Origin of the sequence: Nonomuraea bangladeshensis, assembly GCF_039529455.1 — a bacterium.
GTDB classification, from domain to species: domain Bacteria; phylum Actinomycetota; class Actinomycetes; order Streptosporangiales; family Streptosporangiaceae; genus Nonomuraea; species Nonomuraea bangladeshensis.
Genome location: NZ_BAAAMV010000006.1, coordinates 1 through 17,106 on the forward strand (window position 1 = coordinate 1; position 17,106 = coordinate 17,106).

Here is a 17,106-nt window from a genome sequence, read left to right on the forward strand (position 1 = left end):
CTGCTCGTCCGTCATCGAGCGGTCCGGCTCGACAGGCAGTTCGTTCATCGACAGCGACTCCACGGCGGTCTCGGACATCAAGCGTCTCTTCCTTGATCATCAGATCCGCCGTTAGTTTTACAGTCCCGCTTGAATTTCTTGCCGGTCACCTTTCGTTCAGAGTGTTCCTTGGCGGAGCGGTGTGTCGTTCGGGTTCATTCGTCCTGCAGGCCGGGCGGACTCTGGGGAGCCCTGGTCGGGGGTGGGGAGGTTGTGTTCGCGGCGTACGAGGTCGTCCTCGTCCGGGAAGGGCGGGTCCTGGAATGGATCGGCGTCGGCGTCGATGTGCGGGGGTTCAAGGACGGCGGAATCGGGGGCCTTGCGGTAGGAGGTCGTCTGTTTGCGGAGGCGCCAGCCGTCTGCCGCGCGTTCGATGTAGCCGGCGGCGGCGAGGCCGCCCAAGGCGCTGAGGGCGGTGCTCAAGTTCACGCCGGCCGCGACCGCTATTGAGGCGGGGCCGGCGCCTCTTCGCGTCGGTACGGCGTCCAGCACCCTCTTTGTCACGTCGTTGAGCTTGTCTCGGGCGACCGCCGGGGTGCGGGGTTGCGAGACCAGGTCATCGCCCATCACACCGACGAGGTCGATGATCTCCTCAGGAGAGGTGACGCACACCGCCTTGCGTTCGCGGAGGAGGCGGTGGCATCCGTCCGACAGGCGGGAGGTGATGGGGCCGGGCACGGCGGCCAGGTGCCGGTTGAGCGCAAGGGCGTGGGTGGCGGTGTTGAGGGCACCGCTGCGCAGGGCGGCTTCCACCACCACGGTGCCTCGCGACAGGGCTGCGATCAGGCGGTTTCTGATGAGGAAGCGGGCCCGGGTGGGGTGCACTCCCGGTGGGCATTCGCTCACGATCACGCCCTGGTCTCTGATCTTGGCGAACAAGGTGTCGTGGCTGCTCGGGTAGCAGACGTCCACACCGCAGGCCAGCACGACGACGGTCGGGGAGCCGGCGGTCAGCGCTCCCCTGTGCGCGGCACTGTCCACCCCGAAGGCGCCGCCCGACACGACCGTCCAGCCGGACTCGCCGAGGCCGACGCCGAACTCCGCCGCTATGTGCTTGCCGTAGGCAGTCGCTGAGCGGGCGCCGACCAGCGCCACGGACTTGAGGCAGGAGAAGCGGAGGTCGACCGCGCCCCACAGCCAGAGACCGAGGGGACGACTCGGGCCGAGCTGGTCGAGCTGGGTGGGCCATTCGGCGTCGCCGGGGACGATGAGGCGGGCACCGCATCTTTCGCCGTTCTCGATGTCGGCGGTGGGGTTGGAGGCGGCCAAGCGGGCGTGCCAGGCGTTCAGACGGGCTGTCAGCTCGTCGCGGGGGCGGTCTCGTAGCGTCATCTCCTGCTCGATGAACTCGGGCGGGAGGGAGCGGGCGCGGATCGCGTCGGCCGCGGTGGCCGCTCCGTGTTGGGCCACCAGGCGGCCCATGATCGGGTCGCCTACGTCTGCGGCGCGCATCAGCGCGGCGCGGGCTGCGTGCTCGGATCGAGCGGATGCGGTGGCCGGAACCCTCGTTGGTGATGCGATGGTCCGCCCCGGTGCCGGCTGGTCTCGTGGCGCGGGCGGCCGTTTCGGCTCGCATGCCTGGGGTGAGGCTGTGGTCGGCTCCGGCGCGGGCCGGTCTCGTGGCTCGGGTGACCGTGTCGGGTCACATGCCTGCGGCGGAGCTGTGGTCGGCTCCGGCGCGGGCCGGTCTCGTGGCTCGGGTGACCGTGTCGGGTCACATGCCTGCGGCGGAGCTGGTGCAGGGGCACGCTGGCGGTTCCTTTGCGATAGGAGTCGCTCTGCGGTGGCGGCACCAGGAGTTGGTTGAGACGGCTGTACCGGCTCTGATACCGATGCGGTCCGAGGGGCTGGCGCAGGCGGTCGGGCGTTTCCGGACGATGTTGATCGGATGGTCGGCGTGTGCCCGACGGTTGGCGGCTCGGTGGAGAGGGTCGGTCGGGCTGGCAGCGTCTCCTGGGGTGAGACGGCCTGCTGGGCGGGGTGGGCTGCGATGGAGGGCCTTTGCGGGTGGAGGAGGCGGGTGGGGGTGCAGGGGATGTTGCGCATCAGGATGTCGCTCCGAGCCAGAAGTGGAGGGCGGTGGTTGTTTCGTCTTCGCCGGGGTGGTCCTTGTCGGCCAGGTCGGCCAAGGTCCAGGAGACGCGGACAGCCCGGTCGAGGCCACGGGCGGTCAGGGTGCCTGAGTCCAGGCAGGCGTTCATGGGCTTCATCGCCTCGGGAGGCGGGCGGTAGTCGCTGTGCAGGACGGACGAGGGGACCTCGGCGTTGGTACGCCAAGGGGTGCCGCTGAGGCGTTTGGCGGCGCGGTCACGAGCCGCGAGCACGCGTTCGGCCACCGTTGCGCTCGATTCAGTGAACTGGCGGTCGGCCAGCAGCTCGCGCCTTGATGCCCGAGCCACGGTGACCTTCATGTCGACGCGGTCAAGGAGCGGACCCGAGAGTCTGCCGAGGTAGCGGCGTCTCGCGGTCGGGGAGCACTTGCAGGTCTCACCTTGGTCGTCGCTCTGCGCACAGGGGCACGGGTTCGCCGCCAGGACGAGCATGAATCGGGCCGGGAACGTGACCGAGCCGGCCGATCGTGACACCGTGACGCGGCCGGATTCCAAGGGCTGGCGCAGCGCGTCGAGGACATGGCGGGAGAATTCTGGAGCCTCGTCCATGAAGAGGACTCCTCTGTGGGCCAGGGAGACGGCTCCGGGGCGTACGATCGCGCTGCCGCCCCCGATGATCGCCGCCGAGGTGGCCGTGTGGTGCGGGGCCACGAACGGCGGACGGCTCAGCATGGGCGCGCTGGGCGGCAGGATGCCCGCCACCGAGTGAATGGCGGTCACTTCCAGGGCGTGGTCGAGTTCCAGGTCGGGCAGGAGCGTGGGGAGGCGTTCGGCCAGCATGGTCTTGCCGGTGCCAGGTGGACCGAGCATCCACAGGTTGTGGCCGCCGGCGGCGCACACTTCGAGAGCACGGCGGGCCACCGGCTGGCCGACAACATCCGCCAGGTCCAGGGCCGGGCTCGTGGCCGGGGTCCTGGGCTCGGTGAGCTCTTCCAGTTCGGGCTCGGGCGCCTCCTCACGGCCTTTGCGCAGCCACTCGACCAGTTGGCGCAGGCATGCCATCGGGATCACCTTGACGTCGGGGACCAGGGACGCCTCCGCGGAGTTGGCCGAGGGGACGACGACCGTGGCGTCTCCGTGGTTCGCGGCGCCCAGGACGGCGGGCAGGACGCCGCGTACCGGTCTGATGCGGCCGTCGAGGCCCAGCTCGCCCAGGAAGAACGGGTCCGCGATGCGCTCGGCCGGAACCACACCCGCGGCTCCCAAGATCGCCATCGCTATGGCGAGATCGAATTGCGAGCCACGCTTGGGGAGGGTGGCCGGGAACAGGCTGACGATGATGCGGGCGTCGGGCCACGGGTATCTGCTGTTGACGACCGCCGATCTCACTCGGTCGCGGGCCTCGCTCAGCGCCGTGTCGGGCAGTCCGATCAGGTGGATGCCCGCCAGGCCGTTGCCCACGTCGGCCTCGATCTCCACGGTACGGCCCGTCACGCCGACCAGGGCCACGCTGCGGGTGCGCGCCACGGCCATCAGATCACTCCCCGGATGTGGCGCAGGGCGAAGTCGCCGGCGAAGCGTTCTATGGCTATGACGTCCACTCGTACGGAGTCGAAGGCGCGGGCCTGGGCGGACAGCCACTTGGCGGCGAGTGCGCGGAGTTTGGAGAGCTTTCTGCGGTCCACCGACTCCAGGGCTGTGCCGTGGGACCGGCTGGAGCGGGTCTTGACCTCGACGACGACGAGCGTGGGGCCGTCCTCGGCGAGGATGTCTATTTCGCCGTGGCGGCAGCGCCAATTGCGGTCGATGATCCTCATGCCCTTGGCTTCCAGGTAGATCGCGGCCAGTTGCTCGCCCTGTTTGCCGAGTTCGTCCTTCTTGGCCATGTAGTGCCTCCGTCCGAGGTGCTGCTTTGGATGCTTCGGGCCTGACCTTGGCGGAGGCAGGGTGGGTCTCGTGCGGCCGAACGGGGTTCTGGGGATAGGGAGTGCAGAGTCTCGGGGTGACTGTGGATACCGAGGCGGCCAGCCGGTGGGCCGTTGAGGAGGCTGCTGAGCCGACCGGTGGTTGAAGGGGGGTGTAGTGCCGTACCAGCGAGAGCGACGGCGGAGTCCAAGCCCGGTTAGGAGCAGGCCTTCGCCCGCATTGATGAGGGCAGAGGGCGGCAAGCACGCCGACCTGGCGGTGTGATGACGCCGGACGTGCGATGCACAGGACTGGCGACGGGCGACGGCACTGCTTCCTGGACGCTCGCATCGCGCTGACAACTGGCGCTGGCATTCGAGAGCCTGCCGACGGGAGGCGCCGGGGTTGGAGAGCGAGGGCTCGCGCAAGGGTGAGGTGAGGCGGCGCGAGGCGCGGGGACGGGAAGCAGGGGTACGGGCGCAGAGGAAGGACGTAGGACCCGAAGAGGTGCGAGCACGTAGCGCCGGGAGCGCGAGCGCCTAGCGCCAGAGGTGAGTGCGGCAGCACAGGCGGAGAGAGGGAGCGTTGATTTGCTCGGCCGGGAGATGGCGATAAGGCGACGTCGCCGTAGCGAGTAAGGGTGATGGCCGTCGGGCCGCCGTCGGCGGTCGGGCCGCGGGGCGGCGGTCAGACCCCAGGGCAGCGGTCGATGGTCGCGCTCAGAGCCAAGGGTCAAGTCTCGGACGGGACCGGATCGCCGTCGGCGGTCGGGTCACGGGCCAGCAGTCGATGGATTGGTCGCGCTCAGGGCCGGAATCCAAGTCACGGACGGGACCGGATCGCCGTCAGCGGTCGGGCCGCGGGCCAGCGGTCGACGGATTGGTCGCGCTCAGGGCCGAAAACCCAGTCGCGATCGGACGCGAGAGTAAAAGGCCAGTCGCAGGCGGAAGCAAAGGCCGATCGGAGGCGGTAACCCGACGGTGGCGAGGACGCAGCGGAGCGGCGGCACGGGCATGATCTGAGAGGCCATCACGGACCGGATCGAGAGCGCTGTCACGGGCTGGGATCGCGGATGGCGTCGCGAGCGGGATCGAAGCGAGGATCAGTGTCGGCGCCGAACTGGGCGGCGGCGTCCCTGTACGGCCTTCAGGGCAGCGCCGACCAGGATGCAGGTGCCGGATCGGTGCGACGAGTCCGTATAGCCCGGCAAAAGCGGCCCCGCTCCAGGCATCTCCGCACCAGCCAGCGAGCCAGCCAGCCGGTCGCCCCCGCTACCCGGAGAACCCTTCCTTGGGCATCTCGAGATCGGCCTTGGCCAGTTCTTCCACGTTCACATCCTTGAACGTGACCACCCGCACGTTCTTCACGAACCGCGCCGGCCGATACATGTCCCACACCCAGGCGTCCTGCATCTTCACGTCGAAGAACACGTCGCCGTTCTCGGCGGTGCGGACGTCGAGGTCGACCGAGTTGGTCAGATAGAACCGCCGCTCGGTCTCCACAACATATGTGAACAATCCGACGACATCGCGGTATTCGCGGTAAAGCTGCAGCTCCATCTCGGTTTCGTACTTTTCGAGATCCTCTGCGCTCATCGCGGTCCTCCTGTCGTACCGGTCCCCCGGTTTGCCTGCTCAGGCAACCCCGGCCCCCATTTCATTCTCACCCATCTCCCTGGCCACCGTGACGAAGGAGTAACGGTGGTCCGGGCACGGGCCGTGCGCCGACAGCGCCAGCCGGTGCCGCGGTGTCACGTACCCCTTGTGCTCGGCGAAACCGTACTGCGGGTAGCGCTCGTCGAGCGTCACCATCAGCCGGTCCCTCGTCACCTTGGCCACGATGGACGCGGCCGCCACGCACGCGGCCACCTGGTCCCCCTTCCACACGGCCAGTGACGGCGCGGGCAGCCCCGGCACCGGGAAACCGTCCGTGAGGATGTACTCCGGGTCACAGGGCAACTGCGCGACGGCTCGCCGCATTCCTGAGACGTTGCACTTGTGCAGACCTTTGGCATCGATCTCCCCCGGCGGGATGATCACTACGCCTACGTGGGAGACGCGCACGATGCGCTCGTAGAGGTGTTCGCGCACGGCCGGAGTCAGGAGCTTGGAGTCGCCCAGGCCGTCGATCTGCCTGCGCAGGACGACGGCCGCCACCACGAGCGGACCGGCGCAGGCGCCGCGCCCGGCCTCGTCGACGCCGGCGATCGGGGTGAGGCCGCGGCGGGCCAGTGCCCGTTCGTAGGCGTAGAGTCCGGAATCGCGCCGGACGACGCTCGGTCGAGGGCGGAACGCAACTGTCATGACAGAGGCAGCGTACGCCCCATTCGCCGCAACCCGCGACCGAAAGTCCGTCTACTTGATTTTGTCGAAAGTGTCGGGACGGGCGAACAAGTAGCCCCGCGACAGCGGCCAGTAGCGCACCACGGCCTTGCCGATAACGTCGTTCTCCGAGATGAAGCCCTGGCCGGGCTCCTCCATGTGGGCCCGCGAGTCGGCCGAGGCGCTGCGGTGGTCGCCCATCAGCCACAGCTTGCCGGCCGGCACCGTGACGTCGAACTTCTCGCCCGAGGCGAAATCGCCGGGATAGAGGTAGGACGTCTCGTCCAGCGCGGTGTCGTTGACCGTGATGCGCTTCTTGGAGTCGCAGCACTTGACGTGGTCGCCGCCGACGCCGATGACCCGCTTGATGGTGTCCTCGCCGTTCCAGCCCTTGAACACCACGATGTCGCCGCGCTCCGGCTTGCCCGAGAGCTTGTTGACGAACACGCGGTCGTTGATCAGCAGCGTGTTCTCCATCGACTGCGAGGGGATGTAGAACGAGCCGACCACGAACGCCTGCAGCAGCAGCGCGATGCCCACGCCGAGGATCAGCAGCAGCAGCGTCTCGCGGAAGCCGCCCTTCTTCTTCTCTTTTGCCACGCCCTCCGCCTTCTTGGTGACGGCCATTCAGCGCCTCTTCGTACGCCGGCGCCGACGGACCAGGACCAAGGGTACGGCCAGCCCGAACCCGGCGACCAACGGGACCGCCCCGCCCAGCGCGTGGAGCGCGGGCTGCGCGAAGGTGTCGGGGATCTCCAGCACGCGGGCCCGGTCGAAGGGCCAGACGATGACGAAGGCCCGTCCGATGACCTGGCTCTCGGGGATGGAGCCGCCTCCGGGGTCACCCGTGTGGGAGCGCGAGTCGAGCGACACCGACCGGTGGTCGCCCATGACCCACAGCCGCCCGGGCGGCACGGTGACGTCGAAGAACCGGTCGGAGGGCACGTTGCCCGGATAGAGGTAGCTCTCCTCGTCGATGGGCGTGCCGTTGACCGTGATGCGGCCCTTGGGGTCGCAGCACTTGACGTGGTCGCCGCCGACGCCGATGACGCGCTTGATGTAGTCCTTCTCGCCGGGCACGATGCCGAAGGCCGTGCCGACCCACCGGAAGAACCCCTCGACCGGGTTGGACGGCTCCTCCATCTGGAACTCGCCGTCCCAGGAGTCGACGCCGGAGAAGACCACGACGTCGCCCCGCTCGATGTCGCGCGTGTGGTAGACGAGCTTGTTGACCAGCACCCGGTCGTTCTTGAGCAGGGTGTTCTCCATCGACTCCGACGGAATGTAGAACGCCTGCACCACGAACGTCTTGATGATCAGGGCGAGCACCAAGGCCACTACTACCAGAACGGGAAGTTCTTTCCAGAACGACCCCTTCTTGTCCTTCTTGCCGCCCTTGGCCGGTTTCTGAGTCTCTTCCGCGACCACGTCCACCTCGTCCTCGACAGGGCGGCGCGCCGCGCCGTGCTCCTGGCTCTCGCTAGTCATCGCTGACGAGCCTAGATGATGTACGGGCTCGACAAGCCTCGACCGACGTTACACCCACGCACGGGTCGCTCCACATAAAAGAAACGCCGCTGTAAAAACCGAAAGCCCGCGCCACAAGGGCACGGGCCACGGAAGAGACGAAGGGCGCTTACTTGGCGGCCGTGGTCTCGCGCTTCTCGCGGATGCGGGCGGCCTTGCCGCGCAGGTCGCGCATGTAGTAGAGCTTGGCGCGGCGCACGTCGCCACGGGTGACGAGCACGATCTTCTCGATCACCGGGCTGTGCACCGGGAAGGTGCGCTCGACGCCGACGCCGTAGCTGACCTTGCGGACGGTGAAGGTCTCACGGGCGCCGCTGCCCTGCCGGCGCAGCACGAAGCCCTTGAAGACCTGGATGCGGGACCGGTTGCCCTCGACGACGCGTACGTGGACCTCGAGCGTGTCACCGGGGCGGAAGTTCGGCACGTCGTCGCGCAGGCCGGCCTTGTCGAGCTCCTGGATCTTCGTGTGCATGAGAGTCATTCCTCAAAGTTCGGGGGCACGCGGAGGTCCACTCGGCCGAGCTCTCACGAACGCGGCAACGAAGCGGACACGCCTGCTGTCTTCGGTGGTCCCGGATCGGATTCCGGGCATGCGCTAGCGGCCAACATGAGTTGGGCAGCGATTCAGTTTGCCACATCTTCCCGTTCGACGCGAAACGACAGCTCCTCCAGCAGCTTCCTGTCGTGCTTGTCGAGCGTCTCCGGGTCGAGCTCCGCCGCGAGGTCGGGCCGGTTGCGCACGGTGCGCCGCAGCGCCTCGTCCCGCCGCCACCTGGCGACCTTGCCGTGGTGCCCGGACAGCAGCACGGCCGGCACCTCGTGGCCGCGCCAGACCGGCGGCTTGGTGTAGACGGGGCCCTCGACGAGGTTGCGCATGGAGCCGGGGGCGAAGGAGTCGTCGACGGCCGACTGGGCGTTGCCCAGCACGCCGGGCAGCAGCCGGCCGATGGCCTCCACCATGACCAGCACCGCGACCTCGCCGCCGGCCAGCACGTAGTCACCGATGCTGACCTCGTCGACGCGCAGCCGCTCGCCGTACTCGGCCATGACGCGGGAGTCGATGCCCTCGTAGCGGCCGCAGGCGAACAGCAGCCACGGCTCCCCTGCCAGCTCCTGCGCCAGCTCCTGCGTGAACGGCCGCCCGCTCGGCGTCGGGACCACGAGCCGCGGCGCGCCGTCGCCGATCACCGCGTCGATCGCCTCGCCCCACACCTCGGGCTTCATGACCATGCCGGGGCCGCCGCCGTAGGGGGTGTCGTCCACGGTCTTGTGCACGTCGTGGGTCCAGTCGCGCAGCTGGTGGACGCGTACGTCGAGAGTGCCCCGCTCACGCGCCTTGCCGATGAGCGAGACGTCGAGCGGCGCGAAGTACTCGGGGAAGATCGAGATGATGTCGAGCCGCATCAGAGCAGCCCCTCCGGCGGATCGACCACCAGCCGGCCGCCGGCCAGGTCGACCTCGGGCACCAGGGCCTTGACGAACGGGATGAGCGCCTCCTCCCGCCCCTCGCGGCGCACCACGAGGAGGTCCTGGCCGTGGTGCAGGACGTCCTCCACCTCGCCCACGGGCTCACCGGCGACCGTCTCGACGGCCAGGCCGATGAGCTGATGGTCGTGGAACTCGTCGGGGTCGCCGGTGGGCTCGACGTCGGCCGAGTCGATGACGAGCATGGTGCCCCGGAGGTCCTCGGCGACGTCGCGGTCCGTGACGCCCTCGAACGTCACCAGCAGGATGCCCTTGTGCCAGCGGCGCCCGGCGACGACGAGGGGCCCGGAGCCGGCCGGGTCGGTGGCGATCGACGCCCCGACGGCGAAGCGCCGCTCGGGCTCGTCGGTGCGCACCTCGACGGTGACCTCGCCGCGTACCCCGTGCGGACGGCCTATCCGGCCGACGACCAACTGCACGAACGTGCCCTTTCTAACGCGGAGCGCCCCCACCGGCGGTGAACCGGTGAGGGCGCGGAAAACCTGACGCTAACGGACTGCCTCGTGCAGGTCGAGCAGATCGACCCGCACGTACTTCCCGTCGGCCAGGGCGTTGACGACCGTGCGCAGCGCCTTGGCGGTGCGCCCGCCGCGTCCGATGACCTTGCCCAGGTCCTCGGGGTGCACCCGGACCTCCAGGACGCGCCCGCTGCGGATGCGGCGTGCGCGGACCCGGACATCGTCGGGATGTTCGACGATGCCCTTAACGAGGTGCTCGAGAGCCTCCTCGAGCACGTCAGCCCTCGCCCTCGGTCGGGGTCTCGGCGGGGGCCTCGGACTCGTCCTTCTTCTTGGACTTGCGCGGCGTGGTGGCGGCCGTGCCGGTGTCGCCACCGGACAGGGCCTCCTTGGCCGCGGCCTCGTAGATCGCGTGCCGGTCGGGCTTGGGCTCGGCGACCTTGAGGGGCGCCGGGGCGGGCTCGCCCTTGAACTTCTGCCAGTCACCGGTGAGCTTGAGCAGCTTGAGCACCGGCTCGGTCGGCTGGGCACCGACCCCCAGCCAGTAGGCCGCACGCTCGGCGTTGATCTCGATGCGCGAAGGGTCGTCCTTCGGGTGGTACAGGCCGATCTCCTCGATCGCCCGGCCGTCACGCTTGGTGCGGCTGTCGGCGACGACGATGCGGTATTGAGCGTTGCGGATCATGCCGAGCCGCTTGAGCTTGATCTTGACTGCCACGGGTGTGGTCTCTCCTGCATTAGAGCGTGGGTGAGCGGCGCCGCGCCGAGTGGGGCACGACAGGACGACGCTCCAGGGACAGGCGTGCTCAGCGGGTCGGTGAGAGGGCGCCCACCTGAACACGATGTTCCAACATGCAATTGTGCCAGATCGCCGTCACTGTCCACGACACCTCGCGGAGCCACCCCCGCAAAGCCTCGGCAACGAGGCGACCCGGCGTCAGTTCTGGCCGGGCAGCTTCAGCTTGGACGGGTCGAAGCCGGGCGGCAGCTCGATGCCCGGAGGCAGCTTGCCGTGCAGGTTGCCCAGCATGCCGCCCTGCTTGGGCTGCGCCTGGCCGTCGCCCGCGCCGGACGACGACTTCTCCAGCGCCGCCTTGCGCGGGTCGCCGCTGACGCGCCGGCCCTTCTTGTTCTTCTTCTGCGCCTTGGCCGCCTTGCCCCGGCCGCCCGGCATGCCGGGGATGCCCATGCCGCCCGCGACCCGCTTCATCATCTTCTGGGCCTCGAAGAAGCGGGTGACGAGGTTGCTGACCGCGCTGACCGTGACGCCGGAGCCGGCCGCGATGCGGGCGCGGCGGGAACCGTTGATGATCTTCGGGTCCTGGCGCTCGGCCGGGGTCATCGAGCGGATGATCGCGGCGATGCGGTCGAGGTCGCGGTCGTCGATGGCGTTGAGCTGGTCACGCATCTGGCCCATGCCGGGCATCATGCCGAGCAGGTTCTTGATGGGGCCCATCTTCTGGACCATCATCATCTGCTCGAGGAAGTCGTCCAGCGTGAAGTTCTCGCCCGAGGTGAGCTTGCCCGCCATCTTGGCGGCCTGCTCCTCGTCGAACGTCTTCTGGGCCTGCTCGATCAGGGTGAGGATGTCGCCCATGTCGAGGATGCGGGAGGCCATCCGGTCGGGGTGGAAGGCGTCGAAGTCTTCCAGCTTCTCGCCGGTGGAGGCGAACATGATCGGCCGGCCGGTGATGTGCCGCACCGACAGGGCCGCGCCGCCGCGGGCGTCGCCGTCGAGCTTGGTGAGCACGACCCCGTCGAAGCCGACGCCCTCCATGAACGCCTGCGCCGTGGTGACGGCGTCCTGGCCGATCATGGCGTCGACGACGAACAGGACCTCGTCGGGCCGCACCGCGTCGCGGATGTCGGCGGCCTGCTTCATCATCTCCTGGTCGATGCCGAGGCGACCGGCGGTGTCGATGATGACGATGTCGTGCTGCAGCCGCTTGGCCTCGTCGATCGAGTGGCGGGCCACGCCCACGGGGTCGCCGACGCCGTTGCCCGGCTCGGGCGCGTAGACGGCGACACCGGCGCGCTCGCCGACGACCTGGAGCTGCTGGACGGCGTTGGGGCGCTGCAGGTCGGCGGCGACCAGCATGGGCGCGTGGCCCTGCTCGCGCAGCCACCTGGCCAGCTTGCCCGCCAGGGTCGTCTTGCCCGCGCCCTGGAGACCCGCCAGCATGATGACGGTGGGCGGCGTCTTGGCGAGGCGGAGCCTGCGGGTCTCGCCGCCGAGGATCTCGATCAGCTCGTCATTGACGATCTTGACGACCTGCTGCGCCGGGTTGAGCGCCTGGGACACCTCGGCCCCGCGGGCGCGCTCCTTGACCTGGGCGACGAACGCCTTGACCACCGGGAGCGCGACATCGGCCTCCAGCAGCGCGATGCGGATCTCCCGGGTGGTGGCGTCGATGTCGGCATCGGACAGCCGGCCCTTGGATCGAAGGGAGGAGAAAACCGATGTGAGGCGGTCGGAAAGCGTCTCGAACACGTGGTTGGCCAGTCCTCGAAGCGAATGAACGTCTAAGACTCCAGACTATCCGCTTCCTCAGCCGCTCCAGCCTGGCACGGCCATCCGAACGGTGAGAGCGTGCTCGACGAGGTTGATCAGAGCGCTCTTGACGGAGTCCTTGGAGCGTGCGTCGAGCCGCACCATGGGGATGTGCGGGGCCAGGGTGAGGGCGTCGCGGACCTCGCCGTCGCTGTGGAGATACTGGCCGTCCCAGCCGTTGATGCCCACGATGAACGGCAGCTGCGCCTCTTCGAAGTAGTCGATGGCGGGGAAGCTGTCGGCCAGCCGGCGGGTGTCCACCAGGACCACGGCCCCGATGGCGCCGCGCACCAGGTCGTCCCACATGAACCAGAACCGGTGCTGTCCAGGCGTGCCGAACAGGTAGAGGATCAGGTCGCGGTCGAGCGAGACGCGGCCGAAGTCCATGGCCACCGTCGTGGTCGACTTCAGCGGGGTCATGCCGAGGTCGTCGATGCCGGCGGACGCGTCGGTCATGACGGCCTCGGTCGTCAACGGCATGATCTCCGACACCGCGCCGACGAACGTCGTCTTGCCGACGCCGAAGCCCCCGGCCACGACGATCTTCGTCGAGGTGAGGCCGGGGCTAGAGCCTTCGAAGTCCACTGAGCACCCTTTCCAGCAGGTTGACGTCCGGCCTACCCGCCTCGAGCTGCGGCTGGTGCACCCGCACGAGACCCTCGGCCGCCATGTCAGCGATCAGGACACGCACCACGCCGAGCGGCATCCGCAGCAGCGCGGAGACCTCCGCCACCGACCTCACCTGCAGGCAGAGCTGGCTGATCGCCTTGTACTCGGGCGTGATGTGGGAGAACTCCCGGTGCTCGGCGGTCGCCGAGGACACCAGTGCCTCCATCGCCAGCTTGACCTTCGGTGCGGTCCGCCCGCCGGTGACGGCGTACGGGCGTACCGGTGAGGCAGGGTCGGCGGCCATGGGCTGAGGCGGCGGCGGGGGCTCCCAGCCGCCGCTGTTCCACCCGCCGCTGTTCCACGTGGGGTTCGTCATTCCATCACCTGGTCTGGCTGGCACGCAGCTCCGCGCGCACAGCCGGGGTCAGCACCTGCCCGGCGCGGTCAACCATCAGCGTCATCTGGTACGCCACCAGACCCATGTCGCAGTCGGGGGCCGCGAGGACCGCCAGGCACGAGCCGTCGCTGATCGACATGATCAGCATCAGCCCGCGCTGCATCTCCACGATGGTCTGGTTGACCGCCCCGCCCTCGAACACCCTGGCCGCGCCCTGCGTCAGGCTGATCAGGCCCGACGCGATGGCGGCCAGCTGGTCGGCGCGGTCCGCCGGGAAGCCCGACGAGGCGGCCAGCGGCAACCCGTCAGAGGAGACGACCACCGCGTGGGCGACACCCGGGACGGTGCTGACGAAGTCGGTGATCAACCAATCCACCCCGCGTGCCGCGTGGCTCAGGTCGTTCACGCGCCCTCCTCCCTGCTGTCACTCCTGGGGCCGGACCCGTACGTCCTGCCCTCGCTGATGTCATCGCGTGCGGCCCGGAAGCCCTGCTGGAAGCTGGACAGGCGGCTGCGCACCCGGTCCGGCGAGACGGCGGGCATGGGCGCGACGCCCTTCGGGGCCGAGACGGTGTCGGCCGAGCCGGGCACCAGGTTGGCCTTGGGCACCCGCTTCGGCAGACCGGAGGCCGTCGCCCCGTCGCGTACCGGCTCGACCACGGCCTTGGCCGCGCTCCAGCCCTCGTCGGCCTTGCTGGAGCCCCAGGTGGCCGCGTTGCCCTCGCCGCCGTTGTCGAACCAGGCGGACTCGACGGAGGCGAAGATCGGCAGGTACTCGTCCCCTGACGTGGCCGGCTTGACGACGGGGATGGGCCCCGTGGCGGCGGACTCGGTCTCGGGGAAGTCGAAGGACGGCGCGGGACCGCCGGACGGCCGCCCGGCGGGGCGCGTCCACGGGCTCGGCTCCTCGGCGGGGGCGCGGGTCCAGGGCGAGGGCTCCTCCGGCGGGGCGGCGCCCCTGCGCGGCAGCGCCGTGGTCTCGCCGGTCGCCGGGCCGCGCGAGGAGACCCAGACGTCCGAGGAGGGCGCGGAGTTGTTCGCCATCCAGTTGCTCGCGCCGTTGCCGGCACCGCTTCCCACGCCGGCGCCCATGCCGTTGCCCATTGCGCTGTCCGTGGAGGGCCACTGCGGCGCCGAGGCCCACGGGGAGCCGGCCGCGGCGGGCTCCGCCGACGGATACGACGGGTACGACGGATGCCCGGGACCGAGCTGGTAGGACGTGGCCGGCCAGCCGGCGCCCGCGGGCTGCGGCGACGGGAACGCCTCCTCGCGGGACGGCTGCCCGGAGCCCGCGCCGGCGGGCGTGGCGGAGCCGGCGTACGAGGGGGCCTGCGCGCCGAGCAGCGACTCGGGGATGAGGACCATGGCGGTCAGGCCGCCGGAGCCGTGCGGGCGGAGCTGCACGCGGATGCCGTGGCGGTGGGCCAGGCGGGCGACCACGAACAGGCCCATGCGGCGGGACACCGACACGTCCACGGTGGGGGCGTTGGTGAGCCGGTCGTTGGCCTGGGTCAGCTCCTCGGCCGTCATGCCGATGCCGGAGTCGCTGATCGAGAGCATGATGCCGCCGCCGTCGATCCGGCTGCCCGAGACGGGGACGCGGGTCTCGCGCGGCGAGAACGACAGCGCGTTCTCGATCAGCTCGGCGAGCAGGTGGATGACGTCGTTGACGGCCTGGCCGGCGATGGAGACGCCCTCGGGCACCTCCAGCACGACCCGCTCGTAGTTCTCGACCTCGGAGAGGGAGGCGCGGGCGACGTCGACCAGCTTGACCGGCTGGCTCCAGCGGCGCGGCGGCTCCTGGCCGGCGAGCACCAGCAGGTTCTCGCTGTTGCGGCGCATACGGGTCGCCAGGTGGTCCAGCTTGAACAGGTTGCCGAGCCGCTGCTCGTCCTGCTCGCCCTGCTCCAGACCGTCGATCAGGGTGATCTGCCGCTCCACCAGCGTCTGACTGCGGCGCGAGAGGTTCACGAACATCGCGTTGACGTTGGCCCGGAGCTTGGACTCCTCGCCCGCCAGGCGGACCGCCTCGCGGTGGACCTCGTCGAAGGCCCGCGCCACTTCACCGATCTCGTCCTTGGAGTTGATCTCGATGGGCGGCACGCGGAGCTTGTCGGGGCTGACGTCCGTCTCGCGGAGCTGGCGGACCAGGTCGGGCAGGGTCTGACCGGCGATCTTGAGCGCGTCGCCGCGCAGCCGGCGCAGGGGCCGGACCAGCGAGCCCGCCATGATGGCGGTGATCACGAGGACCAGGATCAGCAGGCCGACCACGATCGCGATGTTGATCGCGGCGGTCTGCCTGTCGGCGCTCGCGACGTCGGTGGAGCGGGTCGCGACCTGCACGCCCAGGTTCTTCTGCACCTGGTGGAGGCGGTCCACGGTGTCGGAGATGGAGTCGAACCAGCGGCCCGCGTCGTCGTTGCTGCCGGTGTCGAGCCGGCGCAGGTAGCGGGTGCCGGCGACGTTGTTGCTGTTGGCGACGCCGACGGCGTTGTTGTGCAGCAGGATGGCGCGGTCGATGTAGAACTCCGCGCGGCCGATCTTGAGGTTCGCGACGGTGTCGTCGAACATCTGCCGCTGCTGGAGGGTGGCGGCGGAGCGGAAGGCCGCCCGCTCGCTGTTGCGCTTGGACCCGGCGTCGAGGAAGGCGTTGAACTCGGTCTCCTCGAACGACCCGCGCTCCAGCGCGATCGCCAGCAGGCCGCGCTGCTTGGACGCCTCCTCCTCGGCGCGCGCGACGGCGCGCAGGGCGGCGCTGGTGGAGATCAGCTGCTCGTCCGCGGCGCCCTGGGCCAGCTCGTCGTAGAGCTGCAGCAGCTCGGCGATGGTCTCGGAGTACTTCTCCATCGTCGGCAGCGGCGGGAGCTGCGTCTTGGTCACCGTGTCACGCAGCGAGCGAAGCTGGGAGAGCCGGGTCCTGGTCCGGTCGAGGGATCGGCGGCCGATCTCGGACAGGGACTCCTCGGTGGTCTTCGCGTTGGACAGCACGCGGCCCACGCTGACGTCGACGATGCGCTGCTGGCCGGTCAGCCGGTCCAGCTCGCCGTCGGAACGGCCGGAGGCGACGTAGCGGCTGGCCAGGTCGCGCTCGAGTCCGAGGTCGCGGACGAGCTCGCCGACCTGCGTGATGAGCGTGTTGACCTCGCCGACGACCTGGTACTGCTGGGCGCTGCCGATCGAGCTGGTGACGCGGAGCGCGCCCAGCACGACGGCCACGATCGTGGGGATGGCGATGAGGGCGATCAGGCGGGTGCGTACCCGCCAGTTGCGCAGCGCGAGCGGGCTGCCCGACTTGGGCAGCTGAACCTCTGGCACCTCGCCGCCCACTGGCTTTTCGGGCACGTCCGGGGCCCTACCACGACCGGTTTCGGTCGTTGTTGTCCTCACTGGTGGCAACCTCTCGCCATGGCCTGCTTTGTGGGGGTCTCAGCGGCTTCGTCTCTCGCACGAGTGATCGCAGGCAAGTTCGAGGCCCAATTTGAGCACAAACCTCATAGTTAGGCCAACGTATCGCCAGTTTTCAACCGTTCCAGATCACACATTGTTCACATGGCAAGCTCTCGACCACGGAGCGCAACCGGCACACCAATCCGGACATTCGACACATAATCGGTCTTTATCCCCATATTTACATCTATAGCCGTTTACAGTCTTATTTGACAGATAAACAGCATATACGCGGCATTGCGCCGACCTTCGGCGTTCCCTTCCGCTACGCTTCACGCCCGGTATCCTGTGCCGATCTCCAGAAGCTTCCCCCTGG

General features: G+C 69.3%; 17 protein-coding genes. All 17 read right to left on the reverse strand.

Translation table 11 applies throughout. The features are described from left to right. Nucleotides 1-156: 156 nt before the first annotated feature. The 17 genes from dprA to ABD292_RS19595 all read right to left on the reverse strand — a co-directional run bounded on the left by dprA (nucleotide 157) and on the right by ABD292_RS19595 (nucleotide 16,685). Complete coding sequence (gene dprA, locus ABD292_RS19515; protein WP_344209124.1) at nucleotides 157-1,491, reverse strand: DNA-processing protein DprA; 1,335 nt, start codon at nucleotides 1,489-1,491, stop codon at nucleotides 157-159. A gap of 593 nt (nucleotides 1,492-2,084) precedes the next feature. Then, nucleotides 2,085-3,623 (reverse strand): YifB family Mg chelatase-like AAA ATPase, encoded by a 1,539-nt coding sequence (locus ABD292_RS19520; protein WP_344209126.1) that lies wholly within the window; start codon nucleotides 3,621-3,623, stop codon nucleotides 2,085-2,087. Then, nucleotides 3,623-3,976 (reverse strand): YraN family protein, encoded by a 354-nt coding sequence (locus tag ABD292_RS19525; protein WP_344209128.1) that lies wholly within the window; start codon nucleotides 3,974-3,976, stop codon nucleotides 3,623-3,625. The genes ABD292_RS19520 and ABD292_RS19525 overlap by 1 nt, the downstream gene beginning before the upstream one ends. A gap of 1,290 nt (nucleotides 3,977-5,266) precedes the next feature. Further along, nucleotides 5,267-5,590, reverse strand: a complete 324-nt coding sequence (locus tag ABD292_RS19530) for a DUF2469 domain-containing protein (protein WP_026215037.1) — start codon at nucleotides 5,588-5,590, stop codon at nucleotides 5,267-5,269. Between the two features lie 39 nt (nucleotides 5,591-5,629). Next, the gene (locus tag ABD292_RS19535) at nucleotides 5,630-6,298 is read right to left on the reverse strand and encodes a ribonuclease HII (RefSeq protein ID WP_344209131.1); all 669 of its coding nucleotides are present in this window, start codon (nucleotides 6,296-6,298) and stop codon (nucleotides 5,630-5,632) included. Between the two features lie 51 nt (nucleotides 6,299-6,349). Beyond that, nucleotides 6,350-6,943 (reverse strand): signal peptidase I, encoded by a 594-nt coding sequence (gene lepB, locus ABD292_RS19540; RefSeq protein WP_344209133.1) that lies wholly within the window; start codon nucleotides 6,941-6,943, stop codon nucleotides 6,350-6,352. After that, complete coding sequence (lepB, locus tag ABD292_RS19545) at nucleotides 6,944-7,804, reverse strand: signal peptidase I (RefSeq protein WP_344209135.1); 861 nt, start codon at nucleotides 7,802-7,804, stop codon at nucleotides 6,944-6,946. It abuts the gene before it with no gap. A gap of 148 nt (nucleotides 7,805-7,952) precedes the next feature. Further along, complete coding sequence (gene rplS / locus ABD292_RS19550; protein WP_091093485.1) at nucleotides 7,953-8,315, reverse strand: 50S ribosomal protein L19; 363 nt, start codon at nucleotides 8,313-8,315, stop codon at nucleotides 7,953-7,955. A gap of 152 nt (nucleotides 8,316-8,467) precedes the next feature. Continuing rightward, on the reverse strand, nucleotides 8,468-9,247 hold the full coding sequence (trmD, locus tag ABD292_RS19555; protein WP_344209138.1) for a tRNA (guanosine(37)-N1)-methyltransferase TrmD: 780 nt from the start codon (nucleotides 9,245-9,247) through the stop codon (nucleotides 8,468-8,470). Continuing rightward, nucleotides 9,247-9,747, reverse strand: coding sequence for a ribosome maturation factor RimM (gene rimM / locus ABD292_RS19560; RefSeq protein ID WP_344209140.1), 501 nt, complete (start codon nucleotides 9,745-9,747; stop codon nucleotides 9,247-9,249). Before rimM ends, trmD begins: the two co-directional genes overlap by 1 nt. A 69-nt stretch (nucleotides 9,748-9,816) precedes the next feature. Further along, nucleotides 9,817-10,062, reverse strand: a complete 246-nt coding sequence (locus ABD292_RS19565; RefSeq protein ID WP_043634919.1) for an RNA-binding protein — start codon at nucleotides 10,060-10,062, stop codon at nucleotides 9,817-9,819. A 1-nt stretch (nucleotide 10,063) separates the two neighbouring features. Continuing rightward, nucleotides 10,064-10,504, reverse strand: a complete 441-nt coding sequence (rpsP, locus tag ABD292_RS19570; RefSeq protein WP_091093480.1) for a 30S ribosomal protein S16 — start codon at nucleotides 10,502-10,504, stop codon at nucleotides 10,064-10,066. A 219-nt stretch (nucleotides 10,505-10,723) separates the two neighbouring features. Continuing rightward, nucleotides 10,724-12,277: a signal recognition particle protein gene (ffh, locus tag ABD292_RS19575; protein WP_344209147.1), complete on the reverse strand. Its 1,554-nt coding sequence runs from the start codon at nucleotides 12,275-12,277 to the stop codon at nucleotides 10,724-10,726. Between the two features lie 57 nt (nucleotides 12,278-12,334). Next, the gene (locus ABD292_RS19580) at nucleotides 12,335-12,922 is read right to left on the reverse strand and encodes a GTP-binding protein (RefSeq protein ID WP_344209149.1); all 588 of its coding nucleotides are present in this window, start codon (nucleotides 12,920-12,922) and stop codon (nucleotides 12,335-12,337) included. Next, the gene (locus ABD292_RS19585) at nucleotides 12,903-13,250 is read right to left on the reverse strand and encodes a DUF742 domain-containing protein (RefSeq protein WP_344210449.1); all 348 of its coding nucleotides are present in this window, start codon (nucleotides 13,248-13,250) and stop codon (nucleotides 12,903-12,905) included. The genes ABD292_RS19580 and ABD292_RS19585 overlap by 20 nt, the downstream gene beginning before the upstream one ends. Nucleotides 13,251-13,326: 76 nt before the next feature. Next, on the reverse strand, nucleotides 13,327-13,749 hold the full coding sequence (locus tag ABD292_RS19590) for a roadblock/LC7 domain-containing protein (RefSeq protein WP_329583816.1): 423 nt from the start codon (nucleotides 13,747-13,749) through the stop codon (nucleotides 13,327-13,329). After that, complete coding sequence (locus tag ABD292_RS19595; protein WP_344209154.1) at nucleotides 13,746-16,685, reverse strand: nitrate- and nitrite sensing domain-containing protein; 2,940 nt, start codon at nucleotides 16,683-16,685, stop codon at nucleotides 13,746-13,748. The genes ABD292_RS19590 and ABD292_RS19595 overlap by 4 nt, the downstream gene beginning before the upstream one ends. Nucleotides 16,686-17,106: the final 421 nt, after the last annotated feature.